A 21,136-nucleotide genomic window follows, 5' to 3' on the forward strand; every position below is an offset into this window, starting at 1 on the left:
CCCTGCGGTGAATTGGCCTTGAGCATGACGCACAGAATCATAGTGGCAGATGACCACCCTCTGTTTCGCGAAGGGATGCTCAAGACCCTGGAGCGGCTCATACCCAACGCGCTGATCGAGCAGGCGGGCAACCTGGATGAAGTCCTGGCACTCGCGCGTTCGGGCCCGGAAGTCGATTCGCTGATTCTGGATCTGCGCTTTCCCGGGCTCACCTCCATGCAGGTCATTGGTCAGTTGCGCAGCGAGTTCAAACGCACATCGATCATCGTCGTCTCGATGGTCGACGACCCGGAGATCATCTCGCAGGTCATCGACCAGGGAGCTGACGGCTTCATCGGCAAGAATGTCGACCCGACGGGTATTGCCGACGCCATTCAGGCCATCCGGGAAGGCGAGGTGGTGGTCAAGTACAACCCTGAAAATCCGCTGTTGGACCCTAGCCTCTCATCACTGACTGCGCGTCAGAAGCAAGTGCTGAGCCTGGTTGCCGCTGGCAAGACCAACAAGGAAATCGCCAAGCTGCTGGGTATTTCGCCCTTTACCGTACGCATCCATGTTTCCACGCTGCTCAAGTCCCTGGGGGTCCCCACGCGTGCGGCCGCGGCGGCGCAGTTCGGGATTTTTCCCAGCGGCAATGGCTGGCCGGAAAAAACCGATACCTGAAACTTACCTGCGCTGACAGTCGATGACGCCGCAAAGACCTGGCAGCGAGGGTTACAGCGTGGGCTTGGGCACCGGCGTGCTCGCGGGAATCAACTTGGCTCCCGAGGGTCGTTTCGGGCAGTCGCCGGACGAATACCAACGGGTAACCATCCCCCGCTCGATCATGAAGCGCTGTTCACAACGGGCGTAGTCAGGCACATAACCCCACTCTGCCGAACGACTGGCGTTGGTCAGCCAGACATAGTCGTAGCCGATGATCTTCGAATACCCATCGCTCAAGGCATAGCTGTTCTTTGGCGCGCCCCATGAAGTCACCAGGTCATCCTCTGAGGCGCCTACCCATGAGGCGGTGATGTCCGATGTGGTCTGGTAACGCTGGTTCGTGAGCAGATTACCCAAGGGCGAACCGGCGCACCCAGACAACAACAGGACGGGGAAAAGGACGACCCAGGGCTTCATGCTACAACTCCAATCATTATTAAATATTAAAATGCCACCACCACAACTCGACAACTTATCGAACCCGGGAGGCAATGCTTAGTTATCACGCCATGCTAGAAAGCCCTTAAATGACCGTCCATAGCACACCTGTACTATGGCGCCCCTCCCTGTACCGCTCATAAACTCACAACGGTCCGAACACGCTGTTTTATCCAGCTCGCGCAGTAACCCGGCGCCTGTTCATTACTTCAGTGAACAGGCACACGCGTGGCTGTTGCCGGCGATAAACATACAGCGCTCATCTCGAAGGCCTGCTGCCTGAATGCGGGCCAATAACAACGCCCCTGAATACACATCAAGGTAAGTCTATGCACGTCAATCATGGAAAAATACTCGGCATCGGATTCATGCTGTGCTGGCTGGCCGTCGGTTTGTCGGGCTGCGCCAATACGGACGGCTTGATGAATTCATTGAATCCAGGTGCACAAAAGTACGAGATCACTTATTTGAAGAAAACCCTGATTCCGGGAAAAACCACCAAGAATCAGGTGATGCAACTGTTCGGCGCGCCCTCCCAAGAAGAACTTAACTCGACCAGTCGCAGTAACGGTTCCAATTGGACTTATGAGAAAAAAGAAGAAGGGCTGGAGAAATACATGACTCTGGCGCACAAGTATGTGTCGACCGAGACGAGCCTGAAGATGTACGACGCCTCCGCGCAGGTGTCCAAGGCACAGGGTGTCGCCGAGGACGTCAGCAGCGTGACGGGAACGAAAAAAGCACCGAACCAGGCCACCGGGTCGACGCTGATCATTTACTTCATCGACGATGTGGTGGACTACTACCGGCTGTATTGATGCGCTCCCTCCCACCCGGCCGCCAGGGTCCCTAGAGCCCGGCGGCCAAAGTTCACTTGCCGCGCTCAAGGGAGCAACATCCGGCGATGCCTCCCCATGACCCTGAGGTCGTAAGCGTGGAACAGAACAGCGAACTCAATCAGGCCAGCCTGCGACTGACCGTCAGTGCCAGCGCCTTGCTATACATGGTGGTGCTGAGCGGTCTGCGCCCTGCTGATGCGGCGACGTACCTTCCCATCATTCTGTATATTTCGACCTTCATCATTGCCTCGATATTCCTGCGCATGGCGATCAAGCGCTGGCCCGGGCATTTTTTCTGGCGCCGCCTGTTCTCCATGCTGCATGACTACACCGGCATCGCCTTCGCCATGGTGCTGGGCGGCGAAGGCGCGTTGCCCATCTACGCCGCCCTGCTGTGGGTGACGCTGGGCAATGGCATGCGTTTCGGCTCGCATTATCTGGCCCTGGCCACGGCGATCGCACTTGCCACCCTGGTGGTGATTTTCCTCTTCAACCCCTTCTGGCGCTCTCAGCCCTACCTGTTCCTGATGCTGATCGTGACCACCGTCGTGGTGCCGGCCTACGCGCATATCCTGCTCAAACGCACACGTCTCGCCTCGGAAGAAGCCATCGCTGCCAACCAGGAGAAATCCCGTTTTCTCGCCCAGGCCAGCCACGACCTGCGCCAGCCGATCCATTCCATCGGCCTGTTCACGGCCTGCCTGCGCGACGCCAGGCTCGGCAGCGAGGAACTGCGTCTGGTGGATAACATCGACCGTTCGCTGCACACCGTCTCGCAGCTGTTCCGCTCGATCCTGGACATCTACACCCTCGACAACGGCAAGCTGGAACCACAGTCTGAACCGCTGAGTCTGGATGAGCTGTTGCGCGATGTGGTCAAGCAGAACACCGAAGCCGCACGCTGGGCAGGTGTCGAGATGCGCCTGCGTCCTTGCCAACACTGGGTCGATGCCAATGCCGGTCTATTGACCACCATGGTGCAGAACCTGGTGTCCAACGCGATCAAGTACGCCCCCGGCAAACCGGTATTGATCGGCGCCCGGCGCCAGGCCAACGGCCTGGCCGTGGTGGTTTATGACAAAGGCTGCGGCATCGCCGCCGAGCACCTGCCCGAGGTCTTCAAGGAGTTCTATCGAGTGCGCCGCACGCGCGACAAGGATGTCGAAGGGTTGGGTTTGGGGCTGTCCATCGTCAAGCGGATCAGCCAGTTGCTCGATGTGAACGTGCATATCCGCTCCACGCCCGAGCGGGGTACCCGGGTGGCCATCACGGGATTGAAGCAGGTCGCTGCCCAGCCGCTGGCCCCGCGCGTCAAGAGCCCGCAAGAACGCCTCCATGGTCTACGCATATGCCTGATCGAAGACGATGCCAACGTTTCCATGGCGACCAAGGCCCTGCTGGAGAAATGGGGTTGCGTGGTCGAAGTCCACACGGATGCGGATATCCTGGACGCCGACTGCGACATCATCATTGCCGACTTCGACCTGGGCACCAAAGCCTCGGGGGCCGAATGCATCGCGACGATCCGTGAGCGACGCGGCCGGGAAGTACCTGCCCTGGTGATTACCGGACACGAGATCGAACGTATTCGCCAATCGCTGCACAGCCTGAACATTTCGGTGCTGGCCAAGCCCGTGCGTCCACCTGAATTGCGCAGTGTGTTGCTCGAGCAGGCCAAATCCATCGAACGCAGCCGGTTTTCGTACGAGGTCTAACAGGCGTCGCGGTCCGCAAAACGCACTGCGGCGACTGCGCGGTTGGGCACATTCAAGGCGCGAATCAACGAGGAGACATGAATACGCACGGTGTAGGGAGAAATGGCCAGTTCGGCGGCAATTTCCTTGTTGGTCTTTCCTTGTGCGATCAGTTGCCAGACTTCTCGCTGCCTTGACGTCAGCTTGCGAGGAACTTCATCGCTTTCGAGCAGCGGTGTATCACTCGGCTCATAGCACGCCACTACTTGGCCACTATTTATATCCCTGATCGCTTTACGCACGTCTTTAGGCGCCATGTTCTTGCCAATGAATCCATTGACGCCCGTTTCCATCACTCGTGCGACCACCAGGCTATCATCAACGGCAGAAACAACAATAATTCGGGTAGCGCCTTTTTCCTGACACAGTTTTTCCAGCCCTTTAAGAGAGCATAGCCCTGGCAGACGCACTTCGATAAACAACAGAGCGACTGGCTTCCAGCCGGCCATAAGTGTGTAGACATCCTCCAGTGTTCCCGCCTGCCTTATTTCTGCGCCCGGCAACAGGCATTCCAATAGCCCTATCATTCCTTCCCGATAGAGCGGGTGCTCATCCGCCACCACAATTCGACAACTCATATCAGCAAGTACAGCCTGTTCAGATCGATGAGAACACGGCTCGATCATCTCTGACCCAGGCGACTTAAGATATAGAACACATGAACTAGTACACCTGCACTATACCTTTCGATATCAGCCATGCAGGGTGAATAGGCTGACCCTGTTGCAACATCACGAACCCTGCAATAGGGCAGTTGTACTATTGCGGGGTTTCATTCTCGCCGGTTTTATAACCGCCACCGCCGACCTGTTATTCAGCGGGTCATGCATGACGTCTTGCAGCCGAGAGTTTCGGAACGATGAACTTTAAAAAAACCACTGTAGTGATACCCATACTTTCCATTGTGCTGGGCTTGGCGGTGCTGTCCTCGCCTGGCGCGCAGGCAACCAACAATCGAGCATTCGAGGCCGCCAGCCTGCCGGTATCGACCACCCCCTTGGGGGCATTTCCCTACCTTGCGCTTCCCAAGGGCTATGTCGTGGCGACCACGCCTGATACCTCGGACTTCGATCAGATTCCCTTCTGGACAGGCGACCGCCTGGAGGCTGTCGAAGGCAAAGTCTGGTCGGCGCATATCGACGCCGCACAGGGCAAGGCATTCTCTGACCTCGAACTGCAGCGCAACCTCGAATCCGTGGTGTTCTCGCTGGGCGGTAAGAAGATCTTCGACGGCAAAATCCCGGAAGAGGCCAGCCAACGCATCAAGGAATGGCCACGCGACTTCGCGATGAAATACAACAGCGGCCTGGGCGATATCTGGAACAACGCGACGCAGGTGTTCGTCATCCACCGTACCGACCGCGACATCTGGATACACCTGTGCAGCTACGCCTTTGGCGCCGGGATGCTGATCGCCGAAAGCAAACCATTGCAAATCACCGCCAGCCTGTTATCGGCACAGGAACTCGGCACGCAGCTGGAGCAATCGGGCAAGGCGGTATTGCACGTCAATTTCGCCAGTGACCAGAGCCGCATCCTGCCTGATTCGCAAGCACAACTGCAGCAAGTCGTGCAGTTACTCAGGCAAGACTCAGTGTTGAAACTGGCAGTGAACGGCTATACCGACGACACCGGCGACGCTGCGCATAACAAGACGCTTTCAGCCCAACGCGCAGAGGCCGTGGTAGCTGCCATCGTCGCCCAGGGGATCGACGCGACCCGCTTATCGGCCACCGGCTTTGGCGAAAGCGCTCCAGTGGCCGATAACGCCAGCGAAGCGGGTAAAGCGCAAAACCGTCGGGTCGAGCTGGTCAGGCAAGACTAACGTGGTGAATCACCAGGCTAGCATCGCCCGGCCCTGAGAAAATCCGCCCATTTGCGGACCAGGTAGTTATGCTCGTCCATCACCGAGTTCCAGACGCTGATTCGGCTCACTCGCTCGGCATACGAGCCGCCCTCTCGGGTCTGCCCTGGCTCGATGAGCGGCTCGCCATCACTGCCGAGCAGTTGCTCCCTGGCAGGCTTGCCCTCGTACCAGTAATCCCATTCCGCGGCCGACAAATGATCGCGAGCACGCAATGGATTGGAAATGTAGAACCCCTGCCGCGCCATCATGGCCCCCGGCCAACCGGCCAGCCACCAGTTGAGGTAGGCATAGGCCGCATCCTTCACGGGCCCTTCGACAGCTCGAGACAGCGACAGGCCGCCGAACCAGCCCCGGTAGCCTTCCTTGGGCACCGCCTGGCGATATTGAATACCCTCGCGATGCAGTTGCATCAGCGCTGGCGACCATACGCTTTCGATGTGCACCTTGGGGCCGAGCATGAGCTTGCCCGCGTCACGGTCATCCGACCAGAAGGCCGCGAAATGGCCCTGGCGCTGCAACTTGATGAGCACCTCGGCAAGCTCGTCGATCTCATCCAGACGCAGGTTGGCCAAGACGTCGAACCTCGCCAGGCCTTTCGCCTGCACGGCCAGCGCCGCGTCGAGCGCACCGATTGCCGCATCGCTCTGCAAGGCCACATGGCCACACCAGGCAGGATCGACCAGCCACGACCAGCTTTCGTTTTCGATGGAAAACCCTGGGGGTAGCAGGTCGGGTCGGTAGGCGAAACTGTCCGCATTGTGGGTCAGCGGCAGCATGCTGATGAAGTCGGTGGGTCGGTTGCCCAGGCTGCGATCGTGCTGAACGAACAGTCGATCGCAGGGCAGGCTGCCACCGCCCAGAGTGTCGTGGGCATGCAGCCTGCCACGTTTGGCCAGGTCATTGATCTCATCCCATAGGGCGACGCGCCGGATATCGATGGGCTGTATGGCACCGGCAGGCCAGACGAAGTCCATGCTGTGGAACCATTGATCGTAGAGGTCGTAGCTTTCAGGGTGCATCAAGGCAATGCGCTGCACCGTCTGTACGTCATGCACCTGATAGTCGATACGAATGCCCAGCTCTCGCTCGGCGCGCAGGCGAATCGACTCGAGCAGGGTCACGGAGGTGCCCAGTACCCTCAAGGTCACGGGACCGCTCATGCCGCTCGCCCCAGACGCTGCACAAAGGCTTCGAATGATCGACGCAGCAGCCGGGTGTCCAGATCGCGCACGATGATGACCAGGCGCGAGCGCCGCTCACCGCCGGGCCACGCCTTCAGATGTACAGGCGCATGCAGGCAGTGCTGGACACCGTGAATGACGATAGGTTGTTCGCAGTCCATTACATCCAAAATCCCTTTGACCCGGAGAATGCGTTCGCCGTGGCATCTTAACAGCATCGACAGCCAAACCCCGAAGGCCAGCCAGTCCAGTGCCTGGTCGTACTCCAGGGCACAGACTTGGGCCCCGCCATGCTGCGGCTGTCGGGTGGGTGCGAACAGCTGCCACCTGGCGACCTCGTCATCAGGCGCAGGGCTCCTGAGTCCTTCACCCAGAAGCTGCTCGTCACCCTCACCGACGCCACTGGCCAGTGCCACCGAGGCGGATGGGTTGAGCGATTGAAGATGGGCAGTGACCTGCTCGAGCACCTCAACCGATACCCGATCGGCCTTGCTCACCAGCAGTCGATCGGCCGCCGTCACCTGGCCCAGCCATTCGGGGTGGATGCGCTCCTGGAGCGCAGCATGCTGAGCATCCACGACGGTGACGATCAGTCCCAAGTGATAGCGGCCACGCAGTTGCGGGTCACGCTGCAAGGTAGAAAGAATCGGCGCCGGGTCGGCAAGGCCAGTGGTCTCAAGCAGCACTCGGCGAAACGGCGGTATCAGGCCACGGCTGCGCTTGTCGTGCAGGTCGATGAGCGCCTGCTTCAGATCGCCCCTGATCGAGCAGCAGACACAGCCACTCGGCAGCAGCACCGTATTGGGCGCGATTTCCTGCACCAGCAGATCATCGATCCCGACCTCGCCGAACTCATTGATCAGCAGGGCCGTCTCGCCCATCTCTTCATGGGCCAGGACCCGCTGCAGCAAGGTGGTCTTGCCGCTGCCTAGAAAGCCGGTCAGTACGTTGATCTGCAGACTCATGCGGGCATTTCCAGATGTTCGAGAATTCGCGGGTCAAGGGGGTCGAGGCGACGCCCGAGAATTTCTTCGGTTGTCTGCCAGAGCTGTTCCAGGCCCGAGGCGACACCTTGTTTGCCGGTCGCCCCCTGTACCAGGTAAGACGCGCCCTGAACATCGCTGACCTTGAGCCGGAAAGGGGCGACCACCTGGTTGATCGCCGCGATACGACGCAACCGCTCGCGTCGGCCGGGCAGGCTGGTGTCGATAGGGTCGCTCCAGTGCGTGTCTTCGCCGATCAGGCCACACAATCCACACATCGCTCACCTCACGGCATGACATCGCCCGAATTCGGGTTGAGGGTCTGGCCGACGAACAGGTTGCCGCCAGGCTCGGAGGCGAGCAGCACCACGATCGGCGCCACCTCTTCGGCCCTGCCGAATCGGCCCAGCGGCAGTTCCCTGGACTTGGCCGCCTTCCACTCCTGGCTGAGGCCATCGACCAGCGGCGTCTCGATAGGCCCCGGCGCGACGGCGTTGACCAGCACATTGTCCTTGCTCACCTCCAGCGCCAGGGATTTGGTGAAACCGATCACCCCCGCTTTGGCTGCGGCGTAGTGAGTCAGTTGCGCGCCGCCCTTGATACCCAGCTGGGAAGCGATGTTGATGATGCGGCCCCATTTCTGCTCCAGCATGTGCGGCAGTGCCCGCTGACTGGCGACGAAGACGCTGGTCAGGTCGACACGCAGCATCTCGTCCCACATCGCCTGGGTGAGATCCACGCAAGGCGCCTGGGTCAACATGCCGGCGTTGTTCACCAGAATATCGATGCCACCGTAGGCCTCGATGCAGGCATCCACTCCTGCCTGAGCCCCTTCCCTGCTGCCCACGTCCGCCACGCATGGCGTCACTGGGGCGCCACGGGCACGGCAGTGCCCGGCAATCACCGCCAGACGCTCCGCGTCGCGGTCACATAACACCAGCCTGGCACCGGCATCGGCATAGGCAACAGCAATCGCCGCACCGATACCGCTGCCAGCACCGGTGATGACCGCACGTCGATCTTGCAATGGCTTCATTTTTCAATGCCCTCCAAGCCGCATGGCGTCATGCGGCGTAGTGTCGTTTCACTCAGGCCAACGCACCGTCAGGCCGCCATCGATGATGATGCTCTGCCCGGTGATGTAGCTCGACTCAGGCCCGGTCAGGTAGCAGACCAGATCGGCCACTTCGCTGGCCCGCCCAACGCGCCCCAGGGGAATGCCCTTGGCGGCCTTGGCCAAGCCGTCGGCCCCCAGCGAGTTCTTGCCATCCAGCGACTGCGGGGTTTCGATCAGCCCCGGGATGATGGTGTTGCAGCGAATGCCCCTGGGCGCAAGCTCTACGGCCAAGGAGCGGCACAGGCCTGGAACACCCGCCTTGGCGGCGGCGTAATGCGCGTGCTCCTGCCAGCCATACACGCCGCCGGCGATCGACGAGATCGCAACCAGGGCGCCGCCTTCGCCGATATGGCGGCTGGCGCTGCGGAACGTACGCATGACGCCCGTCAGGTCGACGTTGAGCATGGCGTCCCATTGTTCGTCCGACATGTCCAGCAGGGGCGCCTTGCGCAACAGCCCGGCGTTGGCGACGGCATAGTCGAGCCGCCCGAAACGCTCGACGGCTGCTGCGGCAATGGCCTCCAGCGACGCGCTGTCGGTAACGTCCATGGGCATCATCAAGCACTCGCCGCCAGCGTCTTCGACGAGCTGCTGTGTCTGCGCAGGGTCATGTGGGTCACCTGCCAGGTAGCCGCCGACGACACGCACACCTTTCTTGGCATAGGCGACTGCCACCGCCTGGCCAATACCGCTGGCCGCTCCGGTGATCAAGGCCACGGGTTGAGACATGATTACGCTCCCGGTTATTTGAATGAATCATTTGACTGAGCGGGGTTCGACGTGACGGGCCGCCAACATCACCAGGCCCGACAGGAAGCAAGGCAGCGCGCCGAACCAGAGCGCAGCGCCGTGCCACTGGCCACCGGCCGTCAACACGCTGGTGATGCCCAGGCCGGCGACGATGGCGCCGATAGGACCCATGGCATGCACGATGGCCCCGCCCGTTGCACGGATACTGGTGGGGAAGCTTTCGCCCATGAAGAACAACAGGGCGGAGTACGGGCCGGTCAGGAAGAACAGACCCAGGCTGTACAGCGCCACCACGGTCACCAGGTCACTGGGGCCCTGGATCATGGCGAAGAACGCCAGCCCGCCCGACATCCAGCCCAGCGCGACGGTGTTGCGGCGACCGATACGATCCCCCAGCCAACCGTGGACCAGGTAGCCGATGAAGCCCACCAGGTTGGACAACACGAGGATCCACAGTGAATTCTCGAACGACAGCTTATGCACACTGACGATTACTGAGGTTCCCAGCACGCTGAACACCTGAATGGCCGACCAGTTGAGGAGAATCGCCAGGCTCAGCACCAGGGTCGGGCGCAGCGCAGCGCCTCGGAATGCGGCGGCCACACCGGCCTTGGCATGCTCGTCGTAATCGACCTGATACTCATGCGCCAGGCTGCGGGCGGCAGGTTCGTCACCGGCCTTGCGCAGTTGGTTGATGCGCTGCAGCACCTGGAACTGCGGGCTTTCCTTGAGCTTGCGCGCCAGGATCGCGACGACCAGGGCAGGCACCGCGGCGAACACGAAGCACCCCTGCCAGCCAATGTGCGGCAGCAACAGCGCCGTCAGCCCAGCCGCAATCAGAGCCCCTACCGGCCAACCACTTTGCACCAGGCTGTAGACGAAACCGCGGCGCTTGATCAGCTTCGGGTCGGTCGAGGCTGCATAGACCTCGGTCAGGTAGGTCGCGTTGACCGCTTCCTCGGCATACCCCAGGCCTGCGACCGAACGAACCGCAATCAGCGGCCCCTTGCCCATCCCGGCGCATATGGCCGTGAGCGCAGAACAGAGGGCAGTGCCGCCGATGGTGAACATGATCCCGCCACGTCGGCCGATCTTGTCCACCAGTGGACCGACGACGAAGGCGATGACCGCGCCGCCCACCGCCACCCAAGTGGCGATTTCGGCCTGTTCCGCTTCGCTCCAAGTGAAATGCCCACCCATGACCGGCAGCAGTGTGCCAAACAGGATGAAGTCGTATACCGCGAAAACCCACGCGAAGAAGGCAATCCAGGTTGCGTATTTGACGTCTCCTGATTGCAGTTGTACCGGCTTCCATGCCCCAGCGGACTCAGTGACTGACGTCGCCGTGGTGGCTTGTGTAGTGGTCATATCGGCATTTCTCTTGTTTCTGTTGCGCCTATGAATGGGTCAACCCAAACGTCTCTCAACGCTTGCGGGGTTGCCGCCGAATAAAGTCGTCAGCGATCTCGTCCATGGTTACGAACTGCACGCCTTCATGGCTTTTCATGTGCTCGATGAAGCGCTCAAGCATGAGCAGCACTTGAGGTCGACCCGAAACGTCCGGGTGAATGGTGATGGGGAATACGGCGTAGTCGTGTTCGCGGTAAACCCAGTCGAACTGATCACGCCACATCTCCTCCACGTGGCGAGGATTGACGAAACCGTGGCTGTTCGGAGACTTCTTGATGAACATCATGGGTGGCAGGTCGTCGAGGTACCAGTTCGCCGGAATCTCGACCAGATCGGTTTCTTCACCGCGCACCAGGGGCTTCATCCAGGTATCGGGGTGCTGGCTGTAGTCGATCTTGCTCCAGCTGTCCTTGACCCTTACGTAGTAGGGATGGAAGTCGTTGTGCATCAGGCTGTGGTCGTACTTGATGCCCTTCTTCAGCAACAGCTCGTTGGTGACGTTGCTGAATTCCCACCACGGCGCCACATAACCGGTGGGCCGCTTGCCCGAAAGCTGGGTGATGATCTCGATCGACTTGTCCAGCACGATCTCTTCCTGCTCGGGGGTCATCGCAATCGGGTTTTCATGGCTGTAACCATGAATCCCCACTTCATGACCGGCCTGCACCACCGCCTTCATTTGCTCAGGAAAGGTTTCCACCGAATGGCCGGGGATGAACCAGGTGGTGCGCAGCTCGTACTTGGCAAACAGCTTGAGCAGGCGCAAAGAGCCGACCTCACCCGCAAAAAGCCCGCGAGAGATGTCGTCCGGCGAGTCCTCGCCACCGTAAGAGCCGAGCCAACCCGCTACCGCATCGACATCCACACCAATCGATACAAAGATTTCTTTTGCCATGACGCATACCTCGTTTTCATTCAAATAAACGCGCACCGCAATGGCCTGCCCGCCGGGCGGCCTTCAGCTCCAACCTCGCACCAAAGGCTCGATCGCCAGGGCGGCACGCAGCAGTTGCGGGTCATTTCCGCTGAAACTTGAAAGAAGGAAACTGGTGGGAAGCCCTGCCTCTCCGATACCGCAGGGGATCGCCACGCCGGGCATGTCCAGCATGCTGCCGGGCATGGTCAGCCTGAGCGTCGCCAGGTTGGTGCGCACAAAAAGCTCGGTGTCCTCTTCGAGAGGCGCCAGAAGCGGCGCAACATGACCGACCGTAGGGGTCACCAGGAACGCCCCATCCAGCTCTCGGGCCATCTGTGCCTTGAGGGCCTGGGCAGCCTGGTACAAGCGCACCTGTTTACTGGCCGGGTAGGCTCGCGCAGCCTCAAGCCGTTGGCGCACGCGGGGGTCGAGCTGCTCGGCATCCGGGCTGTCGAGCAGCGCCTGGTGCAGAGCAAAGGCTTCGGCACTGCCAAGCCAGCCAACCTGCTCGATGACCTCCAGTGCCTGTTGAAAAGCCTGCACCTTCCGGCGCTCGATCACGGCGCCTGCCGAGGCCAGTCGCTCCAGCGCAGCAAGAAGATTGGCACTGACTTCAGCCTGGATGCGCGCATCACGCAGCAGCTCGACATCCACACACAGCCGCAGCCCGGTGATGGGCAGGCCCGGCACCTCCAGCGGCATGCCAGTGCGGTTGCCCAGCAAAAGGTTATCCACCACGATGGCGTCGCGAACGCTGTGGGTAATCGGCCCCAGCGAGTCGAGCGAGCTGGCCAGCGGTGCCACGCCGTCGAACGAATAACGCTTCGCGCTGCTTCGATAGCCCACCAGGCCGTTGAACGCGGCAGGCACTCGGATCGAACCTGCAGTATCCGTAGACATGCCAACAGGCGCGATGCCATGGGCAACGGCGATGGCCGAACCCGAAGACGACCCACCCGGGGCACGCAGCTCACCGTTGAAGCGCAGATTGGCCGGGGTTCCGAAATGCGGATTCAAGCCCAGCCCCGAGTACGCCAGCTCACTGAGGTTGGTCTTGCCGACGCACACCATGCCGGCACGGCTGAGCGCCACGGCCAGTGAGCAATCGCGTGATGCAGGGGGGGTGCCCATGCGCACTTTGGCCCCGGCCGTGGTGACGCAGCCGGCCAGGTCGTAAAGGTCTTTCCACACCACAGGTACGCCATCGAAGGGCGACAACGGTTGACCGGCCTGCCAGCGCGCCTGGGCGGCAAGCGCCTCGCGCCGGGCGCGCTGTTCGGTGAGGCTAATGAACGCTGCGGGACTTTGCGCCGCGCCCAGCAGCGCGTGGTCGAGCACCTCGACAGGGTCGGTCGTGCCATCGGCGAATCGTTGGGCCAGGGAATGAGCATCGACACGCATGGCACACCCTACAAAATGTACATTTTAAAAATAAGTACATTTACAGAAGCATCGAGCGTGCCAAGTTTTGAACCTTAGCTCCCATACTGGATTGGGAGGCTCTATGACAGGCAGATGAATGTGGTAAAGGGTTTGCGCAACGCGCCTGGCTCGAAAAATGTATTTTTAAATAAATGATCCATTTTGGGCTTTTCAGTAACAGCTCGCCCCAAGATCGCTCATGGAAGTGTTACCGGCGTTCGCTCACATCTCCCCCTGCTTGTGAGAAACTTCCCCGCCACGCTTGATGAGAGCCGTCCTGATGTCTGCCACACCCTCCCTGGAAGAGCGTCCGTCTTCTCGCTACGAGACCATTCGCAACACGTTGCGCGATGCGATTCTCGGCGGTCAGACGGTTCCTGGCCTGGTGCTGGTCGAGGGCCCGCTGGCCGAGCTTTTCGGTACCAGCCGCGTACCGGTTCGCCAGGCCCTGAATCTGCTGCATGAAGAAGGGCTCATTCGCCGTTTCGATGGCCGGGGCTTCATGATCGACCCCGAGGGCACCACGCAAACCCCGCTCCGCGTACCCCTGACCCGCAAGCTGCTGGGCCTGGAGCCACAGGACGACCTCATCGATTACCGCCCCCTGGGCGAGCGGATCTATGACCACCTCGCGCAGACGGTCATCCGTTTCATGGTCTTCGGTCACTATCGCATCGACGAACAGAGCGCCGCCGAAGAGCTGAACGTCAGCCGAGCGGTCATCAGAGAAGCCTTGATGCGCCTGCGCGACAAGGGCCTGGTGGAAAAAGAGCCCTACTCGCAATGGCTGGCCGGCCCACTGACGGCCCAGGCCGTCAAGCAAGACTACGAACTGCGAATGCTGCTGGAACCCGATGCTCTTCGCCAAGGTGTCGAACAGGTGTCTCGCAGCGACCTGGAAGCGATGTTGCAGCGCGTGATCGAAGCCCAGGCCGCGGGCCGCGACGTGCACCGGGCAGCCATCGAACAGCTGGAGCAAGACCTGCACGTCACCTGCATCGCCGGGGTGAGCAACACCCGCATGGCAGCGGTCATTCGCCAGTGTCAGATCCCCATGAACGTCGGCCGCGTACTGCATGAAGCCCTGCATTCCAGCAACGACGAAGCGATGCTGGTCGAGCATCGCCTGATTTTCGAGGCCTTGTTGTACGGAACGGTCGAGTCGGCCTGCTCGTGCCTGCGCGACCACATCGCCAAAGCCCGCGAGCGCACCCTGCAACGGCTCAAGGTGCTGTCCGTACTGCCAGAGCCCAATGCGCCCCGTTACCTCGAAAGGCTCGCTTGAAGTAAAGACATACGGCGCAGCTGACGGATCCCGGCATCGCCGGAGCTGGGCAGCTTTCCTTTACCAGGCGCTTTACGTTCCCCTTGGCTTGGCCCGGGCCGTCGCCTGCGCCACCAGCGGATCGTCTGGCCAGAAATGCTTGGGATAGCGGCCTTTGAGGTCCTTCTTCACTTCGCCGTAAGTCGACTTCCAGAAATTCGCCAGGTCCTGGGTCACCTGCACCGGGCGCCGTGCCGGCGACAACAGGTGCAGCTTCAGCACCTGCCGCCCATTGGCGATGCGCGGCGTATCAGCCTGACCGAACAACTCCTGAAGACGAACGGCAAGCACCGGAGGCCGCTCGCTGTAGTCGACGCGAATGTTCGAGCCGGACGGTACCGCAATCGTCTGCGGCGCCAGGGCATCGAGGTGCTGGGGCAATGGCCAGGGCAACAGGTTGCGCAGGATGGAAGACAGGTCGAGCTGGGCGAAATGGCTGAGCCGCGAAACCTTGCCGAGATAAGGCGCCAGCCACTGCTCCAGGGTCGCCAGCAGAGCCTCGTCGCGCAAGTCAGGCCACTGGCTTTCAACCCCCGCTTCAACGTCGAGCGTGCGCAGCAGTTCTACCCTTGCCTGCCACTGACGCAGCTCTGGCGTCCACAGCAGCAGCTCCAGCCCTTTGCGGCGCACATGGTTGATCAGCGCCCGCGTACGCGCCTCGTCATCCAGATTCGCCAACGGTGCACGGGACAGCACCAGCTCGCCCACCTTGATCTGCCGCTCGGCACGCAGAACGCCTTCGCGTTCATCCCAGTCCAGTTCATCCACCTGACGGACCTGCTCGCTCAGCACAGTGTCGAACAACGACTCATCGAGGTCGGCGGCCAGGTAGATCCGCTCCTCGCGCTGGCCTTGCCGGCTGCCCAGGTCGGCGACCACCAGCCATTCGTGTTTCATCAACGCGTCGGCTTCGCCGAACAGCGCTGCCCGGCCATTGGCCAGGCGATATTCCGCGCCGCCAGCGCGGCGCTGGCGTGCCACGCGGTCCGGATAGGCCAGGGCCAGCAGGGCGCCCAGCCAGCGGCTATCCTGCGGGTCGCTGACCGGCTGGCCTGGCGTACCGCGCAGGTAGCTGCGGTATTGCCGGGCCAGTTGCCGCGCACGCTGCACCCCGCCCTGCCCGCCACGCTGCGCCTTGTGCTCGCCGCTCAGCAGGGCCAGGCGGCTGTGCAGGTCGGCACCGGCGCCGCGCAGAATGTCACGTTCGCCCAACAGGGCCGCCACATTGCAGGCCATGTCTGCCAGGCCGAGGTCGTGCCCGCGCAACAGCAGGTGAGCGATGCGCGGATGCGCCGGCAGCTCGGCCATGGCCTGGCCATGGCGGCTCAGGCGCCCGTCATCCTGCAGGGCACCAAGGCGCTGCAACAGGTCGCGGGCCTGGGCAAAAGCGGCGGCGGGCGGCTGGTCCAGCCACTGCAACTGAGCAGGCTCCACGCCCCAGCGCGCCAGCTGCAGGGCCAGGCCGGCCAGGTCGGCCTGGAGAATCTCGGCGCTGCCATAGGCCGCCAACTGGTCATGCTGGGCTTCGGACCACAGGCGGTAGCACACCCCTGGCTCCAGGCGTCCGGCACGGCCGGCGCGCTGGGTGGCACTGGCGCGGGAAATACGCTGGGTGTCCAGGCGGGTCATGCCACTGCCGGGATCGAAACGCGGCACTCGCGCCAGGCCAGCGTCCACCACCACCCGCACACCGTCGATGGTCAGGCTGGTCTCGGCGATGTTGGTGGCCAACACCACCTTGCGCTTGCCCGCCGGCGCCGGGTCGATGGCCGCGCGCTGGGCATCGAGGTCCAGCTCGCCATGCAACGGGCACAGCAACACGTCACGGCGCTCACCCAAGGCTTCAGCGAGTTGCTGATGCACCCGGCGAATCTCCGCCTGGCCAGGCAGGAACACCAAAAGGCTGCCGCTTTCGCTGCCCAGTGCGTCGATGACCGTCTGCACCACCCGGGGCTCGACGAATTCACCAGGCTGGAACGGCCGCCCCCATTGCGTGCTGACCGGAAACATCCGCCCCTCGCTGCGCACCACCGGCGCGTCATCGAGCAGCGTCGACAGACGCTCGCCTTCCAGGGTCGCGGACATCAGCAGGATTTTCAGCGGCAGGTCATCGCGCAGCAGCTCACGGCCATTGAGGCTCAGCGCCAGGGCCAGGTCGGCATCCAGGCTGCGCTCGTGGAATTCATCGAAAATCAACAGCCCCACGCCTTCCAAGGCCGGGTCGTCCTGCAAGCGCCGCGTGAGAATCCCCTCGGTCACCACCTCGATACGCGTCTTCGGCCCCACCTTGCTATCCAGGCGGATGCGGTAGCCGACCGTTTCGCCGACCTTCTCACCCAGCTCGCTGGCCAGCCGCTCGGCGGCGGCGCGCGCGGCCAGGCGCCGGGGTTCGAGCATCAGAATGCTCTGCCCGGCCAGCCAGGGCTCATCCAGCAGCGCCAGTGGCACGCGGGTGGTCTTGCCGGCGCCGGGCGGTGCTTCCAGGACAGCCTCGTCGCGCTTGGCCAGCGCTTCGCGAAGAGATGGCAGTACGAGGTCAATTGGTAGAGAAATCATCTAGGCCCCCAAATCAGAGCGGCAGTATACGCCTGGAGAGCCGCTGACCCGTTCCGGCCTGAGCACAACAGGCGGTGCGGCAGTTCAAGCCAAGGGGCTTGCGGCCAAAGCCCCGCCAGGGCTGACGGCCCACGCCGCTGGCACAGGCTCAAAAGCGGCTACGCTGCCTGTGTCCGACAATCCCGGGCTGGCGACCGGGGTAAAGGCTCGCGTAAAGTTGCACCATAAAGATGCAAACCGTTACCCACAGGATCCACATGGAAGGCACCCCACCAGCGTCAGCACCCCGCACCCGCCGCGCGCCAAAAGGCCAGAAACGCCGCGAAGAATTACTGGATGCGGCGCTTGGGCTGTATTCACTCGAGGGTTATGCCGGCGCGTCAATCGCCCGTATCGCCGAGCACGTCGGCATCTCCGTGGCCGGCGTACTGCACCACTTTCCCAACAAGGCCGCCCTGCTCATGGGCGTGCTGGCCCGGCGCGATGAGGTCAACCGCAAGGTCCTTGACAAGGTCCAGAGCGAAGCGACCCTGGACGGCTTCATCGAAGGGCTGCTGGCGATCAACCGGGCGAATGCAACGGCGCCTGGTGTCATTCGTGCGTTCAGCATTCTCAATGCCGAAAGCCTGGTAGACAGCCACCCGGCCTGGGAGTGGTTCCAGACCCGCTACCAGACCATCTACGGGCGCATGCGCGCGCGCCTCGACCATCTGGTGACCACCGGAGAAGTACGTGCAGACGTAGACCTGGACAGCCTCATCCGGCAGATCCTGGCGATGATGGACGGCTTGCAGCTGCAATGGCTGCGCTTTCCGGAGCAGATCGACCTGGTCAAGACCTTCGAAAGCTATATGGCGCAGGTCAGGCGGGATATTCAGGCCAAATGAAAACGGGGTGATCCATGGCTGGATCACCCCGTTCCGTTTCACCGTCAGCGAAGTCGGCGCCGGGCACTCAAGCCCGGCGCCCTCCGCGCCCGAGGGTCAATCAGTAGTCGGTGCTGCCGTCATAGTCGGCGTTGCCGTTACCGTCGTTGATGTTTTCGTCCTGGTCGAAAACCCCACCGGTCTTGACCGCAGGCAGTAGCGCCTTGGTCGAGTTCAGTGCCGAACGTGGCAGCGGGTTGCTGGTCGTGGTCGACAGTTCCTGACGGAACTGGTTGACCAGGCTGCCGTTCAGGCGAATGTCATCCGAGGCCGAACCCACGCTGATGTCGAAGGTGTCGGCATCGACGACCCACTGCTTGCTCGCCTCATCGAAATACGCCAGCGAACGGTCATTGAGTTCGATGGTGACCCGACGGGTTTCACCCGGCTGCAGGAAGACCTTCTTGTAGCCCTTGAGCTCCTTGACGGCGCGCTCGACCTTCGGATTCTTCTGGCCGACATACAGCTCGGCGACTTCGGAACCGGCGCGCTTGCCGCTGTTGGTCAGGTCGAAGGAAACCTTGATCGGCGTGTTGCCCACCGCAACGCCCGGAGTCACCGAGATGTTGTTGTAGGTGAACTGGGTGTACGACAGGCCATGGCCGAAGGCGAACAGCGGCTTGGTGCCGGTCTTGTCGTAACCGCGGTAGCCGAGCATGGTCAGGTCGTTCTTGTAGCTGAGTTCCTTGACCTGCTTGCGAGTGCTGTCGTACTTCGGGAAGTCCTTGTACAGCGGGTTGTCTTCGACGTTACGTTCGATACTGATCGGCAGCTTGCCGGATGGGTTGACCTTGCCGAAGAGGATCTCGGCCAGTGCCTGACCACCGTTCTGGCCCGGATAGAACGCATGCAGCGCCGCCGGCACCTGGTCGATCCAGTCGCTCATCTTCAGCCCGGTACCACCGTGCATGGTGACGATGGTGTTCGGGTTGACCTTGGCGATGCTCTGGATCAGCTCGTTCTGGTACTCGGGCAGGTCGAAGCTGTGGTCAAAGCCTTCACCTTCGTATTCATTGCTGTTACCCACAGCGACCACCACGGCATCGTACTGCGACAGATCCTGCGGGGCGGCCAGCGACGCCCAGGCCATCTGCACACCGACCAGGCCGCCCAGCGTGGAGAGGTAACCGTCGCGACGCGAGTATTCCAGCTTCACGTCATAGGTCTTGCCGGCTTCGAGCTTGATCTTGCCCGACTCCGGGATGGTCGGCGGAATGCTGCCGAACGTGATGTTCTCACCGTCGCCGTTGTCGATGATCTTCTTGCCGTTGACCCACAGGCGCACGGCGCCGTCGGCGCGGACCTTGAACACCTGGTCGCCGCTGATGGTCGGCTTGATCTGGCCGCTCCAGCGAATCGAGGTGTTGTTGACATCGCCATTGCTCGGCAGATCGTCGGTGGACCAGTCCATATCGACATGGTTGTCGATGCGCACGCTCGACGGATCGCCGGACCAGTTGGCGTTGTTGAAGAACTCGGCCTTCATGCCGTCGACCGTGTTGCCTTTGCTGTCGGTGGTGGTCCACTTCGAAGCCGCCGGGTCCAGCGACAGGCTGTCGAGGAACTCGACCTTGGCGCCCGGCGCCATTTGTTGCAGACCGCTCAGCTCGCTGATGTAGTGGCTGGCATCGACATAGGCGCTGCCAAAACCGGTCGGTGGAGCGTACTTGGCCAGGTCGCCGACCACGGCGATGCGCTTGACCTTGGACTTGTCCAGCGGCAGCACGTCGTTCTGGTTTTTCAGCAGCACGATGCCTTCACGGGCAATGTTCAGCGCAACCTTGTTGCTGGTGGCGCTGGCCATGTTGTGGGTGGTCAGCGGTGCGATTTTGTCGAACTGGTACAGGTAGATGTTCTTGAGGATGCGACGAACCTTGTCATCGATGGTCGCCATGTCCAGCTCACCGCTGTCCAGGTAAGGCTTGAGCACCTTGCTGTTCATCTGCCCGCCCATCATGTCCAGGTCGCTGCCGGCCTGTGCGGCGGGCAAGCCATGGACGATGGCGTTGTAGTCACTCTGCACCAGGCCTTTGAAGCCCCATTCCTTTTTCAGAATGTCAGTGAGCAGGTGCTTGTTTTCACACGCATACTCGCCGTTCACCTTCTGGAACGCACACATCATCATCGCCACGGTGCTGTTCTTGGTCGCCGACTCGAACGCAGGCAGACTCATCTCGCGCAGCACCCGCTCCGGCATCACCTGGTTGAGGATGAAGCGGTTGGTTTCCTGGTCGTTAGCGGCGTAGTGCTTGGCTTCAGCCCAGACCCGACGCTGCTGGATGCCGTTGATCACCGCAGGAGCGAGGCTGGCGCCCAGGAACGGATCTTCACCCGAGAGGTATTCGAACGCCCGACCGCTCCATGGCATGCGGTACAGGTTCATGCCCGGCCCCGTCACGAACTGGTAGCCACCGGTGGCCGTGTCGTAGCCCAGGGCACGACCGAAGTCGATGGCGCGACGGGGGTTGAAGGTTGCCGCCAGGTTCGGACCGGCAGGGTAGACCACACCTTGATCGTTGCCTTCACTGACGTAACGAACGCCGGCGCCGCCGTCGGTACCGTGGATCTGCGGAACGCCGTACTGCGACAAAGGCTTCACGTCCCAACCGCCAATACCGCCGATGTAGGCCAGCTTCTCTTCCTGGGTCATTTTCGCCAGGGTCTTCTCGGCCTCTTTTTCAGCGCGTGCCTCATGGGCCGCCAACTGCTCCTGGGTGGTGGTTGTCGCTGCGTTGGCATGACTGACGGCCAGGCTCAAAAGCGCCAATGCCGAATGAGCAGCAAGAGTTCTACGGGTTCGCATTAAAAGTCTCCAGATATCCCCTGTGCGCAAATGTCGCAGCGAGCCGACGGAACCCCTTTATTAACGGCACTACAACACCGCAGCCGCAGCTTCTTCAAGAAACGGCAGACAAATAGAGGGACAGGCGCCGACAAGCCGCGAGCTT

The 21,136-nt window shown here is 61.6% G+C and carries 18 protein-coding genes; 6 read left to right on the forward strand and 12 right to left on the reverse strand.

The window, feature by feature from the left end; genetic code table 11:
• Positions 1–24 precede the first annotated feature (24 nt).
• On the forward strand, positions 25–663 hold the full coding sequence (locus QZ497_RS14590; protein ID WP_295476385.1) for a response regulator transcription factor: 639 nt from the start codon (positions 25–27) through the stop codon (positions 661–663).
• A 51-nt stretch (positions 664–714) separates the two neighbouring features.
• On the opposite strand, the gene QZ497_RS14595 is transcribed toward QZ497_RS14590, so the two are convergent.
• Complete coding sequence (locus QZ497_RS14595; RefSeq protein WP_295476387.1) at positions 715–1,122, reverse strand: hypothetical protein; 408 nt, start codon at positions 1,120–1,122, stop codon at positions 715–717.
• Between the two features lie 350 nt (positions 1,123–1,472).
• Between QZ497_RS14595 and QZ497_RS14600 the strand changes: the two genes are divergently transcribed.
• Positions 1,473–1,961 (forward strand): hypothetical protein, encoded by a 489-nt coding sequence (locus QZ497_RS14600; RefSeq protein ID WP_295476389.1) that lies wholly within the window; start codon positions 1,473–1,475, stop codon positions 1,959–1,961.
• A 116-nt stretch (positions 1,962–2,077) separates the two neighbouring features.
• A complete protein-coding gene (locus tag QZ497_RS14605) occupies positions 2,078–3,697 on the forward strand; it encodes a hybrid sensor histidine kinase/response regulator (protein WP_295476391.1) in 1,620 nt (539 codons plus the stop codon).
• Here QZ497_RS14605 and QZ497_RS14610 read toward each other — a convergent pair.
• On the reverse strand, positions 3,694–4,314 hold the full coding sequence (locus QZ497_RS14610; RefSeq protein WP_295476651.1) for a response regulator transcription factor: 621 nt from the start codon (positions 4,312–4,314) through the stop codon (positions 3,694–3,696). The genes QZ497_RS14605 and QZ497_RS14610 overlap by 4 nt on opposite strands.
• A gap of 281 nt (positions 4,315–4,595) precedes the next feature.
• Between QZ497_RS14610 and QZ497_RS14615 the strand changes: the two genes are divergently transcribed.
• Positions 4,596–5,561 (forward strand): OmpA family protein, encoded by a 966-nt coding sequence (locus QZ497_RS14615; protein ID WP_295476393.1) that lies wholly within the window; start codon positions 4,596–4,598, stop codon positions 5,559–5,561.
• A 17-nt stretch (positions 5,562–5,578) separates the two neighbouring features.
• Here QZ497_RS14615 and QZ497_RS14620 read toward each other — a convergent pair whose 3' ends face one another.
• From QZ497_RS14620 to QZ497_RS14655, 8 genes are all read right to left on the reverse strand, one after another.
• Positions 5,579–6,763: an extracellular solute-binding protein gene (locus QZ497_RS14620; protein WP_295476395.1), complete on the reverse strand. Its 1,185-nt coding sequence runs from the start codon at positions 6,761–6,763 to the stop codon at positions 5,579–5,581.
• Positions 6,760–7,749, reverse strand: a complete 990-nt coding sequence (locus QZ497_RS14625; protein WP_295476396.1) for a GTP-binding protein — start codon at positions 7,747–7,749, stop codon at positions 6,760–6,762. The genes QZ497_RS14620 and QZ497_RS14625 overlap by 4 nt, the downstream gene beginning before the upstream one ends.
• Entirely contained in the window at positions 7,746–8,045 is a 300-nt protein-coding gene (locus QZ497_RS14630) for a hypothetical protein (RefSeq protein WP_295476398.1), read from the reverse strand. Before QZ497_RS14630 ends, QZ497_RS14625 begins: the two co-directional genes overlap by 4 nt.
• 8 nt (positions 8,046–8,053) lie before the next feature.
• Entirely contained in the window at positions 8,054–8,803 is a 750-nt protein-coding gene (locus tag QZ497_RS14635; RefSeq protein WP_295476400.1) for an SDR family NAD(P)-dependent oxidoreductase, read from the reverse strand.
• Between the two features lie 48 nt (positions 8,804–8,851).
• Entirely contained in the window at positions 8,852–9,613 is a 762-nt protein-coding gene (locus tag QZ497_RS14640; RefSeq protein ID WP_295476402.1) for an SDR family NAD(P)-dependent oxidoreductase, read from the reverse strand.
• Positions 9,614–9,640: 27 nt separating this feature from the next.
• Positions 9,641–11,002, reverse strand: a complete 1,362-nt coding sequence (locus tag QZ497_RS14645; RefSeq protein ID WP_295476404.1) for an MFS transporter — start codon at positions 11,000–11,002, stop codon at positions 9,641–9,643.
• Between the two features lie 55 nt (positions 11,003–11,057).
• Positions 11,058–11,939, reverse strand: a complete 882-nt coding sequence (locus QZ497_RS14650; RefSeq protein ID WP_295476406.1) for a polysaccharide deacetylase — start codon at positions 11,937–11,939, stop codon at positions 11,058–11,060.
• Positions 11,940–12,002: 63 nt separating this feature from the next.
• Positions 12,003–13,361 carry an amidase gene (locus tag QZ497_RS14655; protein ID WP_295476408.1) on the reverse strand — a complete coding sequence of 453 codons (1,359 nt, stop codon included), beginning with the start codon at positions 13,359–13,361 and terminating at the stop codon, positions 12,003–12,005.
• Between the two features lie 301 nt (positions 13,362–13,662).
• Between QZ497_RS14655 and QZ497_RS14660 the strand changes: the two genes are divergently transcribed.
• Positions 13,663–14,667: a GntR family transcriptional regulator gene (locus tag QZ497_RS14660; protein ID WP_295476410.1), complete on the forward strand. Its 1,005-nt coding sequence runs from the start codon at positions 13,663–13,665 to the stop codon at positions 14,665–14,667.
• Positions 14,668–14,739: 72 nt separating this feature from the next.
• Here QZ497_RS14660 and hrpB read toward each other — a convergent pair whose 3' ends face one another.
• A complete protein-coding gene (gene hrpB, locus QZ497_RS14665; protein ID WP_295476411.1) occupies positions 14,740–17,262 on the reverse strand; it encodes an ATP-dependent helicase HrpB in 2,523 nt (840 codons plus the stop codon).
• A gap of 257 nt (positions 17,263–17,519) precedes the next feature.
• Between hrpB and QZ497_RS14670 the strand changes: the two genes are divergently transcribed.
• A complete protein-coding gene (locus QZ497_RS14670) occupies positions 17,520–18,149 on the forward strand; it encodes a TetR/AcrR family transcriptional regulator (RefSeq protein ID WP_295476413.1) in 630 nt (209 codons plus the stop codon).
• A gap of 100 nt (positions 18,150–18,249) precedes the next feature.
• Here QZ497_RS14670 and QZ497_RS14675 read toward each other — a convergent pair whose 3' ends face one another.
• Positions 18,250–20,991 (reverse strand): glycoside hydrolase family 3 C-terminal domain-containing protein, encoded by a 2,742-nt coding sequence (locus QZ497_RS14675; protein WP_295476415.1) that lies wholly within the window; start codon positions 20,989–20,991, stop codon positions 18,250–18,252.
• Between the last annotated feature and the right edge of the window lie 145 nt (positions 20,992–21,136).

The organism is uncultured Pseudomonas sp. (genome assembly GCF_913777995.1).
Taxonomy (GTDB): domain Bacteria; phylum Pseudomonadota; class Gammaproteobacteria; order Pseudomonadales; family Pseudomonadaceae; genus Aquipseudomonas.

Bases quoted from the DNA above. Each gene is read 5' to 3' on its own strand.
- QZ497_RS14590 (WP_295476385.1), top strand. From the start codon at position 25: ATGACGCACAGAATCATAGTGGCAGATGACCACCCTCTGTTTCGCGAA.
- QZ497_RS14595 (WP_295476387.1), bottom strand. From the start codon at position 1,122: ATGAAGCCCTGGGTCGTCCTTTTCCCCGTCCTGTTGTTGTCTGGGTGC.
- QZ497_RS14600 (WP_295476389.1), top strand. From the start codon at position 1,473: ATGCACGTCAATCATGGAAAAATACTCGGCATCGGATTCATGCTGTGC.
- QZ497_RS14610 (WP_295476651.1), bottom strand. From the start codon at position 4,314: ATGAGTTGTCGAATTGTGGTGGCGGATGAGCACCCGCTCTATCGGGAA.
- QZ497_RS14615 (WP_295476393.1), top strand. From the start codon at position 4,596: ATGAACTTTAAAAAAACCACTGTAGTGATACCCATACTTTCCATTGTG.
- QZ497_RS14620 (WP_295476395.1), bottom strand. From the start codon at position 6,763: ATGAGCGGTCCCGTGACCTTGAGGGTACTGGGCACCTCCGTGACCCTG.
- QZ497_RS14625 (WP_295476396.1), bottom strand. From the start codon at position 7,749: ATGAGTCTGCAGATCAACGTACTGACCGGCTTTCTAGGCAGCGGCAAG.
- QZ497_RS14630 (WP_295476398.1), bottom strand. From the start codon at position 8,045: ATGTGTGGATTGTGTGGCCTGATCGGCGAAGACACGCACTGGAGCGAC.
- QZ497_RS14635 (WP_295476400.1), bottom strand. From the start codon at position 8,803: ATGAAGCCATTGCAAGATCGACGTGCGGTCATCACCGGTGCTGGCAGC.
- QZ497_RS14640 (WP_295476402.1), bottom strand. From the start codon at position 9,613: ATGTCTCAACCCGTGGCCTTGATCACCGGAGCGGCCAGCGGTATTGGC.
- QZ497_RS14645 (WP_295476404.1), bottom strand. From the start codon at position 11,002: ATGACCACTACACAAGCCACCACGGCGACGTCAGTCACTGAGTCCGCT.
- QZ497_RS14650 (WP_295476406.1), bottom strand. From the start codon at position 11,939: ATGGCAAAAGAAATCTTTGTATCGATTGGTGTGGATGTCGATGCGGTA.
- QZ497_RS14655 (WP_295476408.1), bottom strand. From the start codon at position 13,361: ATGCGTGTCGATGCTCATTCCCTGGCCCAACGATTCGCCGATGGCACG.
- QZ497_RS14660 (WP_295476410.1), top strand. From the start codon at position 13,663: ATGTCTGCCACACCCTCCCTGGAAGAGCGTCCGTCTTCTCGCTACGAG.
- hrpB (WP_295476411.1), bottom strand. From the start codon at position 17,262: ATGATTTCTCTACCAATTGACCTCGTACTGCCATCTCTTCGCGAAGCG.
- QZ497_RS14670 (WP_295476413.1), top strand. From the start codon at position 17,520: ATGGAAGGCACCCCACCAGCGTCAGCACCCCGCACCCGCCGCGCGCCA.
- QZ497_RS14675 (WP_295476415.1), bottom strand. From the start codon at position 20,991: ATGCGAACCCGTAGAACTCTTGCTGCTCATTCGGCATTGGCGCTTTTG.